The 18,910-nt window shown below is 70.8% G+C and carries 19 protein-coding genes; 8 read left to right on the top strand and 11 right to left on the bottom strand.

What is annotated here, in order from left to right; translation table 11 throughout:
- Positions 1 to 143: 143 nt before the first annotated feature.
- On the top strand, positions 144 to 674 hold the full coding sequence (locus ACH34S_RS07810) for an SMI1/KNR4 family protein (RefSeq protein WP_395951763.1): 531 nt from the start codon (positions 144 to 146) through the stop codon (positions 672 to 674).
- A gap of 139 nt (positions 675 to 813) precedes the next feature.
- On the opposite strand, the gene ACH34S_RS07805 is transcribed toward ACH34S_RS07810, so the two are convergent.
- Positions 814 to 1,770, bottom strand: coding sequence for a D-2-hydroxyacid dehydrogenase family protein (locus ACH34S_RS07805; RefSeq protein ID WP_395951762.1), 957 nt, complete (start codon positions 1,768 to 1,770; stop codon positions 814 to 816).
- A gap of 65 nt (positions 1,771 to 1,835) precedes the next feature.
- Between ACH34S_RS07805 and ACH34S_RS07800 the strand changes: the two genes are divergently transcribed.
- Entirely contained in the window at positions 1,836 to 2,639 is an 804-nt protein-coding gene (locus ACH34S_RS07800) for an SAM-dependent methyltransferase (RefSeq protein WP_395951761.1), read from the top strand.
- Here the strand turns inward: ACH34S_RS07800 and ACH34S_RS07795 are convergent.
- A complete protein-coding gene (locus ACH34S_RS07795) occupies positions 2,636 to 3,745 on the bottom strand; it encodes an NAD(P)/FAD-dependent oxidoreductase (RefSeq protein ID WP_395951760.1) in 1,110 nt (369 codons plus the stop codon). The genes ACH34S_RS07800 and ACH34S_RS07795 overlap by 4 nt on opposite strands.
- Positions 3,746 to 3,863: 118 nt before the next feature.
- Here ACH34S_RS07795 and ACH34S_RS07790 point away from each other — a divergent pair, with 118 nt between their 5' ends.
- Positions 3,864 to 4,265 carry a helix-turn-helix domain-containing protein gene (locus tag ACH34S_RS07790; protein ID WP_395951758.1) on the top strand — a complete coding sequence of 134 codons (402 nt, stop codon included), beginning with the start codon at positions 3,864 to 3,866 and terminating at the stop codon, positions 4,263 to 4,265.
- A 12-nt stretch (positions 4,266 to 4,277) separates the two neighbouring features.
- Here ACH34S_RS07790 and ACH34S_RS07785 read toward each other — a convergent pair whose 3' ends face one another.
- Both ACH34S_RS07785 and ACH34S_RS07780 read right to left on the bottom strand, forming a co-directional pair.
- Complete coding sequence (locus tag ACH34S_RS07785) at positions 4,278 to 4,880, bottom strand: ClpP family protease (RefSeq protein WP_395951756.1); 603 nt, start codon at positions 4,878 to 4,880, stop codon at positions 4,278 to 4,280.
- On the bottom strand, positions 4,877 to 5,506 hold the full coding sequence (locus ACH34S_RS07780; protein ID WP_395951754.1) for a ClpP family protease: 630 nt from the start codon (positions 5,504 to 5,506) through the stop codon (positions 4,877 to 4,879). Before ACH34S_RS07780 ends, ACH34S_RS07785 begins: the two co-directional genes overlap by 4 nt.
- A 221-nt stretch (positions 5,507 to 5,727) precedes the next feature.
- On the opposite strand from ACH34S_RS07780, the gene ACH34S_RS07775 reads away from it, so the two are divergent.
- The 3 genes from ACH34S_RS07775 to ACH34S_RS07765 all read left to right on the top strand — a co-directional run bounded on the left by ACH34S_RS07775 (position 5,728) and on the right by ACH34S_RS07765 (position 9,474).
- On the top strand, positions 5,728 to 7,710 hold the full coding sequence (locus ACH34S_RS07775; RefSeq protein WP_395951752.1) for a DNA/RNA non-specific endonuclease: 1,983 nt from the start codon (positions 5,728 to 5,730) through the stop codon (positions 7,708 to 7,710).
- Positions 7,711 to 7,853: 143 nt separating this feature from the next.
- The gene (locus ACH34S_RS07770) at positions 7,854 to 8,336 is read left to right on the top strand and encodes a peptidoglycan-binding protein (RefSeq protein WP_395951750.1); all 483 of its coding nucleotides are present in this window, start codon (positions 7,854 to 7,856) and stop codon (positions 8,334 to 8,336) included.
- Positions 8,337 to 8,340: 4 nt separating this feature from the next.
- Positions 8,341 to 9,474, top strand: a complete 1,134-nt coding sequence (locus tag ACH34S_RS07765; RefSeq protein ID WP_395951748.1) for a hypothetical protein — start codon at positions 8,341 to 8,343, stop codon at positions 9,472 to 9,474.
- Between the two features lie 9 nt (positions 9,475 to 9,483).
- Here ACH34S_RS07765 and ACH34S_RS07760 read toward each other — a convergent pair whose 3' ends face one another.
- From ACH34S_RS07760 to ACH34S_RS07750, 3 genes are all read right to left on the bottom strand, one after another.
- Positions 9,484 to 9,813, bottom strand: a complete 330-nt coding sequence (locus ACH34S_RS07760; protein WP_395951746.1) for a hypothetical protein — start codon at positions 9,811 to 9,813, stop codon at positions 9,484 to 9,486.
- The gene (locus ACH34S_RS07755) at positions 9,810 to 10,910 is read right to left on the bottom strand and encodes a zinc metalloprotease (protein WP_395951745.1); all 1,101 of its coding nucleotides are present in this window, start codon (positions 10,908 to 10,910) and stop codon (positions 9,810 to 9,812) included. The genes ACH34S_RS07760 and ACH34S_RS07755 overlap by 4 nt, the downstream gene beginning before the upstream one ends.
- Before the next feature lie 138 nt (positions 10,911 to 11,048).
- Positions 11,049 to 12,026: an endonuclease/exonuclease/phosphatase family protein gene (locus ACH34S_RS07750; protein WP_395951743.1), complete on the bottom strand. Its 978-nt coding sequence runs from the start codon at positions 12,024 to 12,026 to the stop codon at positions 11,049 to 11,051.
- Positions 12,027 to 12,481: 455 nt separating this feature from the next.
- Between ACH34S_RS07750 and ACH34S_RS07745 the strand changes: the two genes are divergently transcribed.
- Positions 12,482 to 13,060 (top strand): TetR/AcrR family transcriptional regulator C-terminal domain-containing protein, encoded by a 579-nt coding sequence (locus tag ACH34S_RS07745; protein WP_395951742.1) that lies wholly within the window; start codon positions 12,482 to 12,484, stop codon positions 13,058 to 13,060.
- Between the two features lie 99 nt (positions 13,061 to 13,159).
- Entirely contained in the window at positions 13,160 to 13,618 is a 459-nt protein-coding gene (locus tag ACH34S_RS07740; protein ID WP_395951740.1) for a hypothetical protein, read from the top strand.
- A gap of 114 nt (positions 13,619 to 13,732) precedes the next feature.
- Here ACH34S_RS07740 and ACH34S_RS07735 read toward each other — a convergent pair whose 3' ends face one another.
- The 4 genes from ACH34S_RS07735 to ACH34S_RS07720 all read right to left on the bottom strand — a co-directional run bounded on the left by ACH34S_RS07735 (position 13,733) and on the right by ACH34S_RS07720 (position 18,905).
- Positions 13,733 to 14,935, bottom strand: coding sequence for a ferritin-like protein (locus ACH34S_RS07735; protein WP_395951739.1), 1,203 nt, complete (start codon positions 14,933 to 14,935; stop codon positions 13,733 to 13,735).
- Positions 14,932 to 16,938 (bottom strand): GMC family oxidoreductase, encoded by a 2,007-nt coding sequence (locus ACH34S_RS07730; protein ID WP_395951737.1) that lies wholly within the window; start codon positions 16,936 to 16,938, stop codon positions 14,932 to 14,934. Before ACH34S_RS07730 ends, ACH34S_RS07735 begins: the two co-directional genes overlap by 4 nt.
- On the bottom strand, positions 16,935 to 17,600 hold the full coding sequence (locus tag ACH34S_RS07725; protein ID WP_395951735.1) for a hypothetical protein: 666 nt from the start codon (positions 17,598 to 17,600) through the stop codon (positions 16,935 to 16,937). The genes ACH34S_RS07730 and ACH34S_RS07725 overlap by 4 nt, the downstream gene beginning before the upstream one ends.
- A gap of 219 nt (positions 17,601 to 17,819) precedes the next feature.
- The gene (locus tag ACH34S_RS07720; RefSeq protein ID WP_395951734.1) at positions 17,820 to 18,905 is read right to left on the bottom strand and encodes an amidohydrolase family protein; all 1,086 of its coding nucleotides are present in this window, start codon (positions 18,903 to 18,905) and stop codon (positions 17,820 to 17,822) included.
- Positions 18,906 to 18,910 lie beyond the last annotated feature (5 nt).

The raw sequence follows: 18,910 nt of genomic DNA, 5'->3' as shown, positions 1-18,910 counted from the left end.
GTGCCCTGGCCTCAGCTGCGCGGTGCGACGCGGACAGTCCCAAGCTTGTGGCGTAGACACTGAGTGACAACGAAGCGGGCCAGGACAGTTGTTAGCACTACCCGACGCCGAGGACGCCCTTCCCGTGCGCCATGCTTCACTTCGTGATCCCGCCTGATGACGCACTCGCCGACCTGCTCGTCCTGTTGCCGCCACCTGATGAACCGGCCTTCGGCGCTGTCGACGCCTGGGAGACCGTCGCCGCAGACTTGGGCACTCACCTGCCAGCGGACTATGTGGCCTTCATTGAGCGCTACGGCTCGTGCGAGATCGATCAGTACCTTGGCATCTCAGATCCACGCGAAGGCGACTTCGTCACCAGTTTCGTGCGCAGATTCGCCGAAACCTACCGCGCCCACCGCGAAGATGACCCTGACACATACTGGATGAAGGTCTGGCCTGAGCCCGAAGGCTTCATCCCCTGGGCGCACACACAAAACGGCGACTATGTGGGCTGGCTGACCATCGGCCACCCAGACACATGGCCCATCGCCATGTACCCGCCACGCGGAGACGACACGGGTGCCGCCATTCCTCTCTCCGCGACGCAGACCCTCGCGGCATGGCTCCGAGGAACCCTCAGGTCTAACCACCTACTCCCCGTGGAAGACCCTGTGTGCGAACCCTGGACCTAGGTATTCCGGACAATTGGATTAGCCGTCCGCCCGTACCTCTACGTTCCGAACCACCGGCACGCCCAGCTGCACCGTCCGCCGACATACGAGATGGGCGGCGCTCTTCTCGTTGACTGTGTGCTCGTCCTTCGCGTTCACTTCAGGAGTGGCGGATCCGGATTGGTGAGCCCTTCGCGTACGCGACGATGTCTTCTACTGCGTCGGCGTACCAGGAGGCGTAGGTCTCCTCGGTCACGTAGCCGATGTGTGGGGTGGCCAGGACGTTTTCCAGGGTGCGTAGTGGGTGGTCGGGTGGGAGAGGTTCCTGGTCGTATACGTCTAGGGCGGCTCCGGCTATCCAGCGTTCCTGGCAGGCGCGCAGGAGGGCGTTCTCGTCGCAGATCGGGCCGCGGCTGGTGTTGACCAGCCACGCGTCCGGCTTCATCCGGCGTAGCTCTGGCTCGCCGACCAATGCGCGGGTGCGGTCCGACAGGACGAGGTGGATCGTCACCACGTCGGACGTCGCGAACAGCTCATCTTTGCCGACTAGCGTCGCGCCGGATTTGGCGGCGCGCTCCGTCGTTAGGTTCTGGCTCCAGGCGACCACTCGCATCCCGAACGTGTTGCCCACGGCGGCGACTTGCGAGCCGAGGCGGCCTAGGCCCAGTACGCCGAGGGTCCGGCCGGTGAGGGAGGTGCCTAGCCTGGTCGTCCAGCCGCCCGCGCGGACGCTCGCCAGCTCGGCGGGCAGCCGCTTCACGGCGGCGAGGATGAGCGCCCAGGTCAGCTCGGCGGCGGGCCCGCCCCCGCCGCCGGCCGGCGGGGCGGTGCCGCTGACCGTGATGCCGAGCGCTGCGCAGGCCGCGATGTCGATCGCCGTGATGCGGTGGCCGGTGACGACGATCAGCCGCAGGTTCGGCAGCCGCTCCAGCACGGTCTTCGGCAGCGCCGTCCGGTCCCGCATGGTGACCAGGACGTCGTAGGGCTGGAGCGCCGCGACCACCGCCTCCGCGTCGCCGAGCGGCGTGCGGAACACGTCGATCGTGGCGGGGACCGGTGACCAGTCCGCCACCCGGAGTGCGACGTCCTGGTAGTCATCGAGAATTGCGACGCGCATAAATGTCCTTTCGAGTCTCGTCCCGAGCATGTCAAACCTTCGGATCAGCGGCAGGATGGGGCGGTATGGACGACCCCCCGGTTCACCCGCCCGAGATCGACTCGACGGTGCCGCACCAGGCCCGCGTCTGGAACTACTTCATCGGCGGCAAGGACAACTATCCGGTCGACCGCGCGTTCGCCGAGAACATCCTCAGCGTCTATCCCGGGTTCGAGGAGGTGCCGCGGCACGCGCGGGTGTTCCTGGGACGGGCCGTCCGGTTCCTGGCGGGCGAGGCCGGGATCCGCCAGTTCCTCGACATCGGCACCGGGCTGCCCACGCACGACAACACCCATGAGGTCGCGCAGCGGGTCGCCCCCGATAGCCGGATCGTCTATGTCGACAATGACCCGCTGGTGCTGGCGCATGCCCGCGCGCTGCTGACCAGCACGCCCGAAGGGGCCTGCGACTACATCGACGCCGACGCCCGCGACCCCGCCGGGGTGCTGGCCGCCGCTGCCGCCACGCTCGACTTCAGCCGGCCGGTCGCCCTGATGATCCTTGGTGTGCTGGGCACGATCGCCGACGATGGTGAGGCGCACGCCATCCTCCGCCAGCTGCTCGACGCGCTCCCGCCGGGCAGCTACCTGGCGCTGGAGGACGGCACCAAGACCATCCGGCCCGACGACGCCGCGGAGGCCGAACGCGTCCGGGACGAATCCGGCTACGACTACGAGCTGCGCACCCCGGAGCGGATCGCGCGCTTCTTCGACGGGCTGGAGCTGCTGGAACCCGGTGTGGTGTCGGTGTCGCGCTGGCGTCCCGAACCCAACCCGTTCGGCGAGGCGCCCGAGGTGGACGCGTTCTGCGGCGTCGCCCGCAAGCCCTAGGAGATCGGGCGGTCCGGGCGGTAGGGGGCGAGTTCGGGTGCGGCGTGGCCGTGGATCTCCCGGTCGATCAGGGCGGCGAGGTGCGGCCCGAGCGTGATGCCGCTGTGCGCGACGGCGGTGTAAAGGCCGGGCCGCTGCGCGCCGATCAGCGGGTATCCGTCGAGGGGCAGCGGGCGGACGCACCTGCGGATGCCGGCGATCTCCGCCGTCAGGCCGGGGATGAGTGCCCGCGCTCGGGTGAGGAGTTCGTCGCCGACCATCTGCATGAGCGCCGGGGAGGCCGATTCGTCGACGCCGGCGTCCAGCTCGACCGATTCCAGGACGAGGCCGCCGCCCTCCGCCGCACGGACGGACAGGCCGGGTGCGTGGACGAGGCCGTTGACGACGGCGTCCGTGGGTGAGGTGGTGGCGACGAGGCACGGGGCCTCCGAGCCGGGCACGGACGGGTCGACGAGCGGGAGGGTGACACCGGCGGTCGCCAGGAGTGCGGGGCTGTGCCGGCCCGCCGCGCAGATCGTGAGGTCGGCGTCCAGGTCGCGGCCGTCGTCCAGATGCACGCCGATCACGCGGTCGCCCTCGGTGTTGAGGCGAAGGGCGCGGTGCCCGGTGACGAGGGTGGCGCCCGCCTCGCGTGCGCGGTCCGTGAGTGCTTGAGAGACGGAGCCTCCGTGCACGAAGGACTCGCCGGCGTAGTGCGCGATCAGCGCGTCCGGCTGGGGGCGGAGGTGCGGTTCCAGTTCGCGCAGCCGGGCGGGATCGATCAGTTCGGCGGTGTAGCCGAGGTCTGCGAGCTTTGCGACCCGGTCGGCCAGCTGGGACTTCGCGTCGTCGGCGGTCGCCCAGATCGTGTTGCCCGCCGGGCGGTACCAGGCCGGGGCGCCGAACCCGGCGGCGAGGTCGCGCCAGGTGGCCATGGCCGCCGTCCGGAACCGGTGGTAGGACGGGTCCGCGGGGTCGTTGGCGTTGATCCACGCGTAGCTGGTGCCGGACGTCCCGGCGCCGGGCACCTCCGCCTCGACGACCGTGACCTCGTCCCGCGAACCGCCGGAGGCGGCCGGACGCGTGAGCCGGTCCGCCAGCGAGGCCCCGATGATTCCCGCGCCCACGACCAATATCCGCACACCCTCAGAATGGCACCCGGTGTTGGGCATGGCGAGACCCGCGCCATTCTGCGGTCGGCGGAACGCCTAGGGCCTGCCGGTATCGCCGATTTACGATGTCCGCATGGCCGAGATCACGCGTACCCGCCCGCTCAAGCCCGTCGATCCCGTGAAGCCCGCCGGCGAGGCGCCGCACGAGCCCGCCGCGCCGGCCCCGGAGGCGGAGCCGCTGTGGCGGGACGCGCTCGGGCACTGCCTGCGCCGGCTGCGCCTCGAACGCGGGGAGACGCTGGTCGAGACGTCTCGGCGGGCCGGGGTCTCGCCGCAGTACCTCTCCGAGATGGAGCGCGGCGTCAAGGAGCCGTCGAGCGAGATGATCGCCGCGGTCGCCGGCGCCCTCGACGTGACGCTCGGCGACCTGACGCTCGCGATCGCGACGACCCTGCTGACCTCCCGGGCGGCGGCGGTCCCGGCCCGGACGACCGGTGTGACCTGCCAGGCCACCGCCTACGCCCTGGCCGCATAGGCACGGCCGGCCCTACATGGGGAGCGGCTTGCGTTCCTCGATCACCTGGTCGATGAGGCCGTAGTCGAGTGCCGCCTGCGCCGTGAAGACGCGGTCGCGGTCGGTGTCGGCGCGGAGCGTCGCGGTGTCCTGCCCGGTGTGCCGGGAGAGGATCTGCTCCATGTCGCCGCGCACGCGGACGACCTCGTCCGCCTGGAGGATCAGGTCCGGGATCGCCCCGCGGCTCTGCCCGATCGGCTGGTGCAGGACGACGCGGGTGTGGGGCAGCGCGGACCGCATCCCGGGGCTGCCCGCCGCGAGCAGCACGGCCCCGACCGCGACGGCCTGCCCGACGCACGTCGTCGCGACCCGCGCGCGGATGTAGCGCAGCGTGTCGTAGACGGCCAGCATCGCGCTCGGGTCCCCGCCCTCGCAGTTGATGTAGAGCTGGATGTCGCGGTCGGGGCTGTCGGCCTCCAGGTACAGCAGCTGCGCGACGAGCGCGTTCGCGACACCGGCGTCGATGGCGGTGCCGAGATAGATGATCCGCTCCGTCAGCAGGTGCGAATAGACGTCCATGATGCGCTCGCCGCGCGGGTGCTGCGCGATGACGTTCGGGATCGTGTAGGTGCTCATCGGGCGGCTCCTTCCGAGGGGATTCCGAGCCCGATGGGCCGGTGGCTGGTCGGGACGACCTCGTCGAAATCGCTGACGATCGCGTCGATGAACCCGTATTCGAGCGCCTCCCGCGCCGTGTACCAGCGGTCGTGGAGCGAGTCCTCGAAGACGCGTTCAAGGGGTTGCCCGGTGTCCTCGGCGATGAGCCCGAGGACCGTGTCGCGGGTGTGGCGCAGGTCCCCGGCCTGCAGCTCGATGTCCACGGCGGCGCCCGCGATCCCGGCCGACCCCTGGTGCATCAGGACGCGGGCGTGCGGCATGGCGCGGCGCTTTCCGCGGGTTCCGGACGACAGCAGGAACTGCCCGGCGCTGTAGGCGATGCCGAGCACCATCGTGGACACCTCGCACGGGATGAGCCGCATGACGTCGCGGATCGCGAGCATCGACGGCACCGACCCGCCGGGGGAGTGGATCCACAGCGCGATGTCGGTCGACGCGTCCTCCCGCGCCAGCGTCATCAGCTGGGTCGCCAGCAGCGTGCCGTTGTCGTCGTCGAGGGGACCGTCGAGCACGAGCACGCGCTGCTGATAAAGCTCGCGTCGCACGCGTTCGTTGAACATCGGAGTTCTCTGTTCGTCGCTCATGCATTCACCATGCGCCGCGCCGCGCACCACTCGTGGCCGGATCTGCCCACGGCAGATCCGCCCACAGCAGCAAGACCCCCGGCGGGGTTCGCGTCGAGCGTCAAACGTTTCCCGATGCGGGGTAAATAGGGCACCCGGGGTCTGGCGAGATCCGGCGAAAACCGAGGAAATTAAAGAGAGGCGGGTGGTACGCGCATATTCACCGACCCGGGGGAAATGAAATGCAGTTCTATGAGCGGGAGCAGGAGCGCCAGCGGGAGACGGCGGAGCGGCGGGTGGCCGAGCGCGTTCCGCAGCGGCGCGAGCACGAGACCGTCCTGGCCTCGCCCGGCGGGGTGGCGGTCGCCGACACCGCCGAGCGGGTCGCCAAGCGGGTCGACCGGCTGAGCCGGTTCTACGGCGACGGCTCGCTGCTGGAGCCGGGCGCGGCGGAACCCGCCGCGCGGCTGGAGAAGATCATCAACACGGTCGACTACGTGGGCGTCCGCTACCTGGACGCCGGGGTCGCCGCGGCGCGCACCGTCGGCCGGGTGAACATCCGCGACGAGGGCGGCCGCACGGTCGGGTACGGGTCGGGCTCGCTCGTCTCCCCGTCCCTGTTCCTGACCAACCACCACGTGCTGCCCGACGCCGGGACGGCGCTGACCAGCATGATCGAGTTCAACTACCAGGACGGCGTCGACGGGCGGCCGCTCGCCGTCGTGGCCTTCGAGCTCGATCCGGAGCGCTTCTTCCTCGCCGACGAGGGGCTCGACTTCGCGCTCGTGGCGGTCGACGCCCCGGCCGCCGAGCTGGCGGCGTTCGGCCACAACCGGCTTATCGAGGCCGAGGGCAAGGCGATCATCGGGGAGTTCGTCACGATCGTCCAGCATCCGCGCGGGGACCGCAAGCAGGTCGCGCTGCGCGAGAACCGCATCGTCGACATTCCCGAGCGGTTCCTGCACTACGTGGCCGACACCGAGCCCGGGTCGTCCGGCTCGCCGGTGTTCAACGATCAGTGGGAGGTCGTCGCGCTGCACCACGCGAGCGTCCCGGTGCCCGAACCGGAGGAGTCCGGCTCGTTCGTGAACGAGGGGATCCGCATCAGCCGGATCTGCGCGATGGTGCGCGAGACGGCGCTGCCCGAGGCGCAGCGGGCGCTCGTCGACGAGCTGTTCGCCCCGCCGGGAACGGAGACCGCGGCCTCCCTGCAGTCCTCCCCGGTCGGCCCGCCCCCGGTCTCGGCGCCTGCTCCGGCTCCGGCTCCGGCGTCGGGGACGCGGGCGATGGCGGCCGTCCCGCTGGCGCAGTCCCGCGAGGGGATGGTCACGATCCCGCTGGAGGTCACGGTCCGGCTCGCGGACGGCCCGGCGACGGTCGAGGCGGCCGCGCGCGAGACGGAGGCGATCGACCCCGACTACAGCACCCGCGACGGCTACGATCCCGCGTTCCTCGCCCGGCCGCTGCCGCTGCCCGTCCCGTCGCCCGACCTCGCCGCCGTCGCCTCGGCCGAGCTGCGCTACCACCACTTCAGCGTCGTCATGCACCGGCAGCGGGCGCTCGCGCTGTTCACCGCGTGCAACATCGACGGCCGGAGCGCGCGGCGTCCCCGGCGCGACGCCGACCGCTGGTTCTTCGACCCCCGCCTGCCCGCCGGGGAGCAGACCGGCGAGGACGTCTACCGCGCCAACGACCTCGACCGCGGCCACCTGGTCCGGCGGCTCGACCCCGCCTGGGGGACCGAGGCCATGGCGCTGGCCGCCAACGACGACACCTTCCACTTCACCAACTCCACCCCGCAGCACCACTCGTTCAACGCGGGCCAGACGCTCTGGCTGGGGCTGGAGGACTACGTCCTGAACAACGCCGACAACCATGACCTCGCGGTCAGCGTGTTCACCGGGCCGGTGCTGGCCGCGGACGACGACGTCTACCGCGGCGTCCGGCTGCCCCGCCAGTTCTGGAAGATCGTCGCGATGGCGGGCCCGTCCGGCGAGCTGTCGGCGACCGGGTACCTGCTCAGCCAGGCGGCCCTGATCGAGGACCTGGCCGGGAAGGAGGAGTTCTCCTACGGCGCGTACCGGACGTACCAGGTCCCGGTCCGGAAGATCGGCGAGATCACCGGGCTCGGCCTCGAACCGCACATCCAGGCCGACCCGCTGGAGCGGCTGGAGGCGGTCCCGGGGCCGCGCGAGGTCGTCCGCCCCGAGGACCTGATCCTGTAATGGCGCCGGCGAAAATGATAATGGCGCGAAAATGTGGAAAAGAGGCGTCCTGCTACCCCCGCTTGGTGGTTTCTCCGCGCATTCGCTGATTCGCTGGATGCTGGGACGGGATCCTTCTAAGGGAGATCGACCAAGGAGGCGCCATGCTGGCCCCACCGTTCAAGCCACCGAAGCTGTCCTACCCGCCGGTCATGAAAAGTCCGCGCGTCAAGCAGTGGCAGCAGCAGATGAAGACGCGCAACTGGAACATCGAGCCGGACGGGCAGTTCGGCCCGATCAGCAGGCGCACCTGCGCGAACTTCCAGACCGAGCATGGGCTGGAGCCCGACGGCGTCGTCGACGCGGCCACCTGGGAGGCCACGTGGGAGGCGCACCCCACCGACCCCGAGCCGTGGCCCGAGGAGGACCTCGAACACGGGTCCGAGGGAGCGCACGTCAAGACGTGGGAGCGCCAGGCGAACCGCCGCGGCTGGCGGATCAAGAACATCGACGGTCACTACGACGACGAGGACGCCCGCGTGTGCAAGCAGATGCAGCGCGCCTTCGGCCTCCCGGTTACGGGGATCGTCGACTTCGACACCTGGAACGCCACCTGGTGGGAGAACGTGCCGACGTCGGCCGCCTGAGCCCGTGGCCACCTGGAGGATGGCGCCCTGGACCGGCCGGCGTCCCGGCGCCCGGAGGTTCGGCGAATGGGAGCGCGAGCGGGGCTCGTGGGTGCTGTGCGAGGAAGTGCGCGCGGACGTCCACGAACTCCGCGCGATCCTCGCCGCACCACGAGAGAACCAGCCGCCCGAGCATGCTGAGCTGCGGCGCGGTGCGCAGGAGGCCCTCGACCGGGCGATGGAGGTCATCGACCCCGGCGCGCACCGCAGGAACCTGACGGCGTCCCACGTGACGACCGCCCAGCTCCACCTGAACTGCGCGCGTTCCCTATGGATGCGGACGCTCTCACCCGCGGAGCTGCAATCGTTCCTGCCCGCCGTGTGCGCCGCCGTCAAGCAGCATCTCGCGCCCGCCGACGAGCACCGGATCTTCGTCGAGCGGCTGGCCAGGGAGCTGCGCGAGGCGCAGGAGGCCGGGCGTCCCGCGTCCCTCACCGAGGGGCAGCTCGTCACGCTCGTGGCCGCCGTGGACACCGCGCACCAGGCGGGGCTGCGGGAGAAGCTGCGCGCCGGCAGCTTCGCGCGGATCGTCCGGTGGATCGCCGTGTTCCTGTTCTGCGCGGTGATCGGCGTCGGGGTGCTGTCGGCGCTGTGGCGGACGGCCGTCCCGCTGTGCTTCACCCCGGCGCCGAGCCCCGGAGCGCGGGGCGACTTCAGCGTCGTGTGCCCCACGGGCGCGTCGGCGTCCGTCCCGGCCGGTCAGCTGGACGCGCGGACGCGCGCCGCCGCCGGATGGGGCGACTACATCGTCGTGATGCTCATCGGGCTGGTCGCGGCCGGGATCGCGGCGGCGTCGGCGCTGCGGAAGATCCGCGGGACGTCCACCGCGTTCGGGATCCCGATCGCGCTCGCCCTGCTCAAGCTGCCGACCGGGGCGCTGACCGCGGTGCTCGGCCTGCTGCTGATGCGCGGCGGGTTCGTCCCCGGGCTGAGCGCGCTCGACTCGCCGGGGCAGATCATCGCCTGGGCGGTAGTCCTCGGCTATTCGCAGGAGCTGTTCACGAAGTTCGTGGACAGGCAGGGCCAGGCCGTCCTGGACGGCGTGCGCGGCCCGTCGCCGCCTTCCGCACCCGCTCCGCCCGCCGAGCCGAAGCGCTGACCGGCCGCCTCACCTCGCGATCACGAGCCTGCCGGGCGTCCGGGAGAGGACCGTGAGCGTGAACGGCGAGCCGTCGCCGTCGGGAAAGGTGACGGCGACCCGGTCCGTGCCCTGCGCCTCCCACCGCCCCCGCACCTCGTTCAGCCGGTCGTCCCGCCCGGGACGGCGCTCGATGTAGGCGCCGTCCGGACGGAACTCGAAACGGCGGCGCGGGCGGCGCGCGGGAGGGAACGGATGGTCGGGGTCGTCCCGGTGGTACACCGCCCCCTCCGGGGTGTCCTCCTCGAAGGCGTGCACCCATGCGCCCGTGACGTCGGGCGGCTGTCCCGGCCCGCTCATCCGCTGGGACGGTGGCCGACGAGGCCCAGCATGTTGTGAATGTCCTCCAGGACCTCCTTGGTCAGCCGCTCCGAATCGTGCAGGAGCCGCTCGACGTCACCGTCGTGCATGACCCCGCCCGCAGGAACCGGCTGCTTCGCGGGAGCCGCGACGGGCGCCCGCCGGGTCTGGCTCGCGACCGTGAACGGCGCCCGCGGCCCTTCCAGGCAGGCGTCGATCCGCTCCCGCTGGCCCTTGGTGAACATGAACATCGCGGCGTCGTCGACGTAGTCCATGTAGTTCATGAACATGTCGCCGTTCGGGCCGTTGTTGCAGGTGACGTGCGGGAAGGTCGGCTTGCCGACGTTGGCGTCCGCCTGGTTCGGGGTGTCGGCGACCCGGTCGTCGTTGCTGCACGCGCCGTCGTCGTCGCCCCAGATGTGGAACAGGTCGAGCCAGTGCCCGATCTCGTGGGTGGCGGTGCGGCCCCCGTCGAACGGGGACGCGGCGGTTCCGGTCGTCCCGAACGCCGCGTGCAGGACGACGACGCCGTCGGTCTGCGGCGGTCCGCCGGGGAACTGCGCGTAGCCGAGCAGGCCGCCGCCCAGCTTGCAGACCCACATGTTGAGGTACCGGTCGGTCGGCCAGGGGTCGGAGCCGCCGGTGGCGGTGGCCTTCACGGCGTCGTCGGTCCCGAACTCGGTCCGCCGGGTCTCGACCCGGACGATCCCGTTGGACGGCTTGCCGAGCGGGTCCGTGGCCGCGAGCGCGAACTCGATCTGGACGTCCGAGACGAGGGACGTCCACACGTCCGGCACCTTGGAGACGTCGGGGTTGGTGCCCCGGAAGTCCTGGTTGAGGACGTCGAGCTGGCTCATGATCTGCTGATCGTCGATGTTCTCCTCCGCGTCGTGGTACACCACGTGCACCACCACGGGGATGGTGATCACCTCGTGCCGGGCGGAGCTGAGCCGCCCGATCTCGAACTGGAGCGCCCGGTCCTCGATCTGCGCGCGCCGCGCGCGGTACGTCATGCTCTCGTTCAGCAGCCGGCGGTGGACGTGCATGGCCCCGCACAGGTCGCGCCTCGGCGCCGGGAAGGGGCTGGGTTCCGTCATGGCGGGTTCCTTTCAGAGCTGATCTCCGCCGCCCCGCGCCGCATCGGCCGCAGGGCCACGTCCCGCCGCGTTGCCCGCCCTACCCACCCCCCGCCATCATCCAAGCCCCGGAACCCGCAAATACCCGTAATATCCGCTTTAGGGGGATTCTGTGACGGTCAGGGCGATGGGGAAGTGGTCGGAGAAGCCGTCCTCGTCGACTTTCTTGCCCATGCCGCCGAAGGGGATCGGGCGGGGGTAGGGGCCGGTGGCGGACATGCCGGGGAACCTCAGGATCCGGACCGTGTCGGCGTCCGCGCGGATCGGGGACTCGCGCCGGGCCATGTTCGCGTTGATCAGGAACTGGTCGAGGATGTTCGGCTCGTTGTTGAAATAGAAACTGCCGTCCGGGGTGCCGATCGCCGGCCACATCAGATTCCACAGCCGCGGGGTGTCGGCCTCGAGCACGCGGCGGCGCTGCCGGGTGCTGAGGGCGTGGGTGACGAGGGAGGTGTCGCAGGGTTCGTCGTTGAAGTCGCCCATCGCCAGCACCGGGGTGTCGGCGCCGTGCTCTTCCAGCACCCGCTGATGGAAGAACGCGAGCGTTTCGGCGGCGATGTGCCGGTAGCCCGCGGATTCGAACGCGCCGCCGCTGCGGGACGGCCAATGATTGCCGAACACCGCCCATGTGCGGCCGTTCCTGGTGCGGAAGTTGACCTGGACGATTTCCCGTGTCGCGTTACGCCGCATCACCACATGGAAGAAGACCTGATCGGCCGGTGCCTCCAGCAGATCCGGATCGTAGAGGAACGCGACGTCGATACCTCTGGCATCGCCCGTGTCGGCGTGCACGATCGAATACCGCCGCCGCGGCAGCCGCTCGTGGACGGCGCCGGCGAGCAGGTCCAGGACGAACCGGTTCTCCACCTCGCACACGCCGAGCAGGTCGGGCCCGGCGCCGTCGTTCATCTGGGCGATGACCGACGCGAGCTGGGCGACCTTCCGGTCCCTGAGCCGGGGCGTCCACCCGGCGATGCTGTTCTTGATCACCCGCGCCACCTTCTCGGTGCGCCGCGGCGAGTTCTCCTCGTCGAACAGATTCTCCAGATTCCACCAAGCCGCATGGTAGGTCGACATCACTGTGCCCCCAGCCCGGATCCAGGACCGTCACTACCGAATATGAGAGCACAATGTTCTAACGGATAAAAGCCATGTCGATAAATGTTCGCTTCCGCCGAGATCGAGCCGCCCGGCGGTCGCGTAGTGGATCTTCAGGACGGGATCACCGGCGACGCCCGGACGCCGTGCCGCGGCGGAGTTGAGCCGACCGGACGCGCCCGCCGCGTCATGCGATCGTTCTCATGGCGCGCCCCTCCAGGTCAGGCGTCTGCGGGCGGGCAGCCATGGCGCCGGGCAGGAAGATCTTCGCGGTCAAGATTTTCGTTTTCGTTGCCCGCAAAAGGCGAAGGTCATAATGTGGGATTCGCCATCACGCGGCGCCGGCCGCCGGTCAGGCGTGTCACTTGATGGCGGTCCATTGAGCGGGATGGGCTTTATGCACGCAAGGGACGCCGAAATAGCCTGGGGAGATCATGCAGTCCGACCGGGGACCTGCTACCGGCTCCGTGCCCGAAAGTCCCGCCGATCGCGCCGATCGCGTGCGGCGCCGCGTGGTCGAGGCGGTCAGTGACTCCATGCGGTCGGTGCAGCACAGGGAACACGGTGAGCTGCACCTCTACCTCTCGCTGCTGCAAGACCGGCTGCCCGTCTACGTGGCGACGGTCGCCGACCTTCTCTCGAATGTTGGGCAGGCCAGCGTTCACAAGAACCTCGTGATGGTCGCGGAGGCGACCATCAATTTCTACGACGAGGTCCTGGCCGCGAAGGTGGCGGTATTGGCCAGCCCGGCGCAGCTGGTCCGGCTGCGGCAGGTGATGGGGCCGCGCCAGCTCGGCCCCCACCAGGCCGAGAATGCGGTCGCCGCGTACCTGCGCCAGGAACAGGAATTGGGGCGGGTGGCGGCGGAGGTCGAGCCGCCGGCCGCCGCCCGGCTGCTGATCGGCGCCTGCCTGAACTGCGCCTTCACCGTCCTGCTGCTGGGCGAGGACGCGGTGCCCCCGCGCCACGAGTACGCCACTGGTCTAGTCGACGGCCTGCGCCTATCTCCCTGATGGCCGACTGCGGCCAAGGTGATCAGCTTGAAGTGACGCTGGAACGTTCGATACTGCTAGCGAGGTCGAACACGGCTTCATTTCACCTGGGAGAAACACATGAAGTTATTACCCGGCGCACGTCGACTGGCGGTCATCACGGGTGCGGCCGTGCTGGCCACCGCCTTGAGCGGGGCGGCCACCGCCTCCGCTCAGGACGACCCCGTAACCGTCTGCGGCCCTGAGGTCGAACTCGGTGCCGTCGTCTACAAGATGTGCAGCGACGTCGTCCACGTGGGCGAGACCACCTACACCACCCAGCCGTTCCTGGAGGCGCGGAACCGCGGCCTCCTCCCCGTCGACGCGGACTTCATCGTCCAGCACTGGGACCCCGCGGCCAGCGGCTGGGCCACCGACGGCGGCGGCCCGAAGACGATCGGCTCCGGCTCGACGACCCACTGGTTCGGCGGGCCGAACCACTGGACGTGCGGCATCGACGCCCCCGAGCGCGGCCGGCTCTCCACGGACGACCTCGGAGACGGGGACTGGGCCGACGTGCTCACCCCCGCGGCCTGCTGACCGGGCCCGCCGACCGGACCGGCCCGGCCCGGCCCACTGACCGGCCGGCTCCGCTGAACGAATCACCTCGCTGAACGAACCATCCCGTCCGTCATGCCATGACATGACCGCGTGTCATGACGGGCGGGGTGCGGTCAGGGCGGACAGGTCGATGGGCTCGCCCGCGGAGAGGCCGGCCGCCTCGATACGGGCGGCGGCATGCGCGACGGCGCGGTCGATCGTGTCCTGATCGATCTCGAACGTGGCGCTGGCCGACAGCCCCTCGGCCGCCTTGCGCGGGTCCGGGTGCGGGTTGCGGTAGAGCGCCTGGCTGCGGTCACGGAGTTCCAGCATGACGGGGATGGCGTGGGCGATGTCGCGCGGACTTCCCGTGAACCCCTCCTGAAGGAAGGCCAGCATGCCCGCGTAGGCGTCGTTGAACGCCTTCGCGTGGTGGTACACGGACTTGTCGGGGAACCGTCCGTATTCGGCGACGGTCGAGCCGCCGTCGATCCGGTAGACGTCCTCCCAGGTGACGTTCATGGGCGGGCCGCTGGGACGGTCCTTCGGGAGATCGTGCGGGCCGTAGAGGCGGCCCTCGGCGATCTCGTTGAACCGGAAGTAGTGCGCGACCTGGCGCTCCTCGCCGAAGATCTGGTCGTCGCTGTCCCAGATGGAATCGCCGAGCCCCTCGCCCTGCTCGCTGACCACGCGCAGCGCCAGCAGCGCGCTGTCGCGGCCGGTGACCTTGAAGACCTCGCCGCCGGAGTTGTAGAAGTCTTCCGGCCCGACCTGCCGTCCCGGGTGGCCCGTGAAGACCCGCGCCTCGCCCAGGTCGCGGATCAGGCCGATCAGGCCCCGGCGGATGTAGTCGTAGAACTGGCCGATCGACGTCCAGCCCCTCGGGTCGGGCGGGCCGCTGAACGACTGCGGCTGCTCGATGCGCAGGAACGTCTTCAGCGCCTCCCGGGAGAAGTGCCGCAGCGGGACGGGGATGTTCCCGGCGCTGAGCGGAAGCGTGGCCGGATACTTCAGCACGAACTCGGGATGCGCCACGCACGGGGTGCCGCCCACCGCGTTCAGCAGGTTCGACACCAGCGTCATGTGGAGCATCTCCTCCAGCACGACGCTGCGGATGACGTAGAACGCGCTCCGGTTGGTGCCGGGCCGCAGCGTGTACATCGCGGTGAGGTACGGCGGGATCGTGATGTGCTCGACCTGGAGCGCGTACTGGAGGTAGGTGCGGAGCTGGTCCAGGGAGGCGGGCGGCTCGAACTTCAGCTCGTGGGCCTGGACGATCCGTCCACCGGACGTGCTTGCCGTGCTTCCGGCGGTCATGCCTTCACCTCCGCGCGACGCGTGCTCGACGGTGCGGTCAGGTTGACCGGGCGGTGCAGCCCGGCCAGGTGCCGGTGGATCGCCTCGGCGCTGCGCAGCGTCAGCGCGGTCATCGTGAGGGACGGGTTCGACGTCCCGACGGACGGCATGCTGCCGCAGCCCACCGCGTACAGGTTCGGGTGCTCGTGGGTGCGCTGGTAGGAGTCGACGACGGAGTCGGCGGTGCCGGTGCCCATGATGTGCGTCCCGGCGCCGTGGCCCGCTCCCCGGTAGCCCAGGTCGAGCGGCTCGAACGAGGCGCTCGGGGCGTAGCGGAAATGGCCGATCGGGTACGTGCCGTCCGGGCCGGGCCCGTAGCTGGTGTGGTCGACGGCGCGGAGCGCGCCGAAGATCCGCTCGGACACCCGCCGGGCCGCGTAGACGCCCTTCTTGACGTGGTCGTCGAGGTCGTAGGTGAGCACCGGCCGGGGGTTGCCCAGCGCGTCCAGGTCCCTGGCGGCGAGGGTGACCCTGTTGGACGGGTTCGCAGGCTGTTCCACGGCGATCTGCAGGGAGATCTGGCGTCCGATCGTCTCGCCCAGGGACGTGCGCAGCGCGGGGCCGAACTTGTCCAGGTCGGGATCGGGGCCGTGCACCTCACCGGCGGAGTCGCCGCCGATGCGGAGCATGGCCGCGACGTTGCTGAACGGCGCGCCCATCGGCCACCCCCAGCCCCAGTTGCTGATCTCGATGCGGAAGGGCGAGCGCAGCCTGCGCGCGTCCCCGAACCGGAAGCTCTCGTAGCCGGACGTGTGGCCGGGCCCGCGGAACGGCCCCACCTGGTTTCCCGAGGGCATCAGCGCCCAGGCGAGCATGGTCGGATGGTCCATGAGGTTGCGGCCGAGCTGCCCGCTGTTCGGGGCGAGGCGCGAGGTCAGCATCAGCCGGGCGTTCTCGATGGCGTGCCCGGCCAGGACGACGATGTCCGCCTCCGCCGTGAAGACGTCGCTGACCGGGGTCGCCGGGTCGCCGTAGGAGCGGTACTCCACGCCGCGGACGCGTCCGTCGGCGCCCAGGAGCACGCGGCTCACGACGCTTCGCGTGGCGAGCGTGACCGAGTCGCTCCACTGCGCCTGGAAGCGCAGCGGAGTCCACTTCGCCTGGACGGGGCAGATCGGTACGCAGCTGGCGTTGCCGACACAGCGCTCGCCGTAGTTCGGCAGGCCCACCGCGCCGGTCGGCCGGTATCCGGCGCCGCCGTCGTACTCCGGGTCCGGGGTGCTGGTGCGGGCCTGCGGCAGCGCGGTGACGTGCAGGCCGGCCGACTGACGGCCCACCTCGTCGGAGATCTCGGTGCCGTCGATCGTGCGGAACACCTCGTCGATGTGGCTCGGCGGGATCCGGTGCATCGGGTAGCGGTAGGCGGGGTCGGTGATGACGGACGGGTCGCGGGGGTCGTCGACGTCCCGGAGCCACGCGCGCTGCTCGGCGGCGTCGCCCGCGACACCGATCTCGTGCTCGGCCTCGGCGTAGTGGCGCTGCATGTCGGCGGGGTCGATGGGCCAGTCGCGCCCGTACCCGTAGAGCGTGCGGGTCTTGAAGTCGGTCGGGTGCATGCGCGGGACGGCGCCCAGCCAGTGCATCGCGGAACCGCCGAGGACGCGCAGGTAGTCGGTGCCGTACGGCAGCTTCCCGTCCTGAAGGAAGTAGCCGTTGGCGCGGTACCCGTCGCCGCCGGGGATGGGCGACAGGTCGAGGACGTCCGGGGACGGTGCGGCGGCGTTGTGCCGGTACGCCGAGTTCGGCACCTTGATCGCGGCCGAGTGGAAGGTGTCGAGCGAGTCGAGATAGCCGGGCCAGGTCTGCGTGCCGCCGTTGCCGCCCTCCAGCACGAGGACCCGCCAGCCCTGCGCGCCGAGCCGTTTGGCGATCAGGCTGCCGGACATGCCCGCGCCCACGACGATCACGTCGTAGCGGCGGCCGTCGAGCCGGCCGGGTGCGGTCACGGTGCCGTTGCCGGTCATGGCCGGTCCTCCTGTCGGGTGGGCGAGGCGGCGGCTCTGGGCTGGGCCGACGGGGTGACGTAACGCTCCGGCGCCAGGCCGGGCAGCATGGACGGGTCGATGTCGGAGACCGACACCGGGGCGGTGAACACGGCGGGGCGGCCCGCGAAGTCGGGCTCCAGCTCGTCGAAGATCTCCTCGATGGGCGGGACGGGCGGCGGCGCCATCGACCAGGTGCCGAAGCCGGGCGGTTTCGCGCCCGCCGGGTGCCCGTGGAACGTCCGCCACACGAGCCCTTCGGTGTAGGAGCTGGGCGAGACGACGAATTCCTCGTTGGCCATCTGCCGGCGCAGCGCGGCGTGCGCGGCCGGGGCCAGGCGGGGCCAGGCGCCGGTGTACCAGAGGTAGGCGATCGCCCTGGCGGCCTCCAGCAGTTCCGGGCGCTCGTCCCAGCCGGGGCTTTCGCGCGGGGCCGCCGCCAGGATGGCGATCAGGGCGCCGTAGCCGGACGTGCCGATCTGGCGCTTGACCGTGTCCAGGTACAGCTCGGCCATCCCGGTGCCCCGCAGGTCGAAGCGGCTGAAGCCGGTGAGGACCTCCGAGAGCTCGACGAACGCCGACACGTCCTCGGACACCCCGGCGGCGTGGCCGGCCTCGCGGGCTTTTTCGCGCACGTCGTCCATCAGGATCTTTTCTCCCATCCAATTCCGGGCGCCGAATTTCGATCAAGCTCGCCGGTAACTCATTGTAATGAGAGGTCCGCGGGGAGTGAATTACTGACGCCGCTGAAATGCCGCCATTCAACGGTTACCCGGCAGCCAGGGGAACGTCGCGCACGCGCATTCTTGGGAAATGGCCGATATCTCGGAAATGTCCCGAGATCCGTTTCGCCCGGCCGGCGCTTAGAGGAGGCGCCGGCCTGCCGCGAACGTCGCGGCAGGCCGCCGGAGGACTTCGGGATCGTCGCGGGGGTCGTCGTGGTAGGTGACCAGGTTGGCCGGGCGGCCCGGCGTGAAATCACCGGCCGTGTCGCCGGTGAGCAGGTAGCGGCGCGCGTTGCTGCTCGCGGCGGCGAGCGCGCTCTGCGGCGGCAGGCCCAGCTCGGTGAGGAGGCGAACCTCGTGGGGCAGGTTGCCGACGACATCGGTGCCCGCCAGGACGGTCACGCGGTGCCGGACGGCCTCGTCCAGCAGATGGACGAGCCGTTCGCGGCGCTCGGCCCACCGCCGGCGGCGTTCGGGGTCATCGGCGGGTGCGGGCGCCAGGACGGCGCAGAGGGTGGGCGTCCAGGCGCCGCCGCGCTCGGCAAGGGCGCGCAGGGCGTCGCCGGTGAGGGCGTCGCCGTGCTCGATGGAGTCCACGCCCGCCGCGACCAGGTCGGCGGCCCAGGCGGTGGTGGTGTGCGCGGCGACGCGGGCGCCCGCCTCGTGGACGGCCCGCACCAGCCGCCGGACGTCGTCGATCCGGTAGGTCGGCCCTGCCAGATCCGGACGCAGCACGCCCTGGTCGATGGCGGGGAAGTCGCCGATCAGCTTCACCCACCGGGCTCCGGCGGCGATTTGGTCAAGCGCGGCTTGGACGAGGCCGCCGGCGGTCACCGGTTCGTGCAACTCCGGGAAGTATCCGCCGGGCGGGGCCAGGAACCGTCCGGCCGCGAGCAGCCCGGCGCCCTCGCCGGCGGTGGGCATCCGCAAGGTGACGGCGCCGGGGCTGCCCATGTCGCGCACCAGCGTGATTCCCGCCCGCTGTGCGGCGCGCAGGTTCTGGCGGGCCTGGGGGAGGGGCAGCGGTCGCGGGCCGGCGGCGGCCCCGCCGTCGGCGATGCTCAGGTGGCAGTGGGCGTCGACCAGGCCCGCCAGCACGAACCGGCCGGGGAGCGGTTCGGCGTCCGCGGGCGGAGCGTCGGTCCAGCGCCCGTGACGGTCGATTCCGCCTTCGACCGGATGGCCGTCAGGGAGCCCTAGTGCCGTCACCCGCCATGGCGTCATGGCTT

The sequence above is a fragment of the Actinomadura sp. 3N508 genome, from assembly GCF_044326375.1.
Lineage (GTDB): Bacteria > Actinomycetota > Actinomycetes > Streptosporangiales > Streptosporangiaceae > Spirillospora.
The sequence above is the reverse complement of the archived record's forward strand: the minus strand, read 5'-3'. Positions and strand labels throughout refer to the sequence as shown.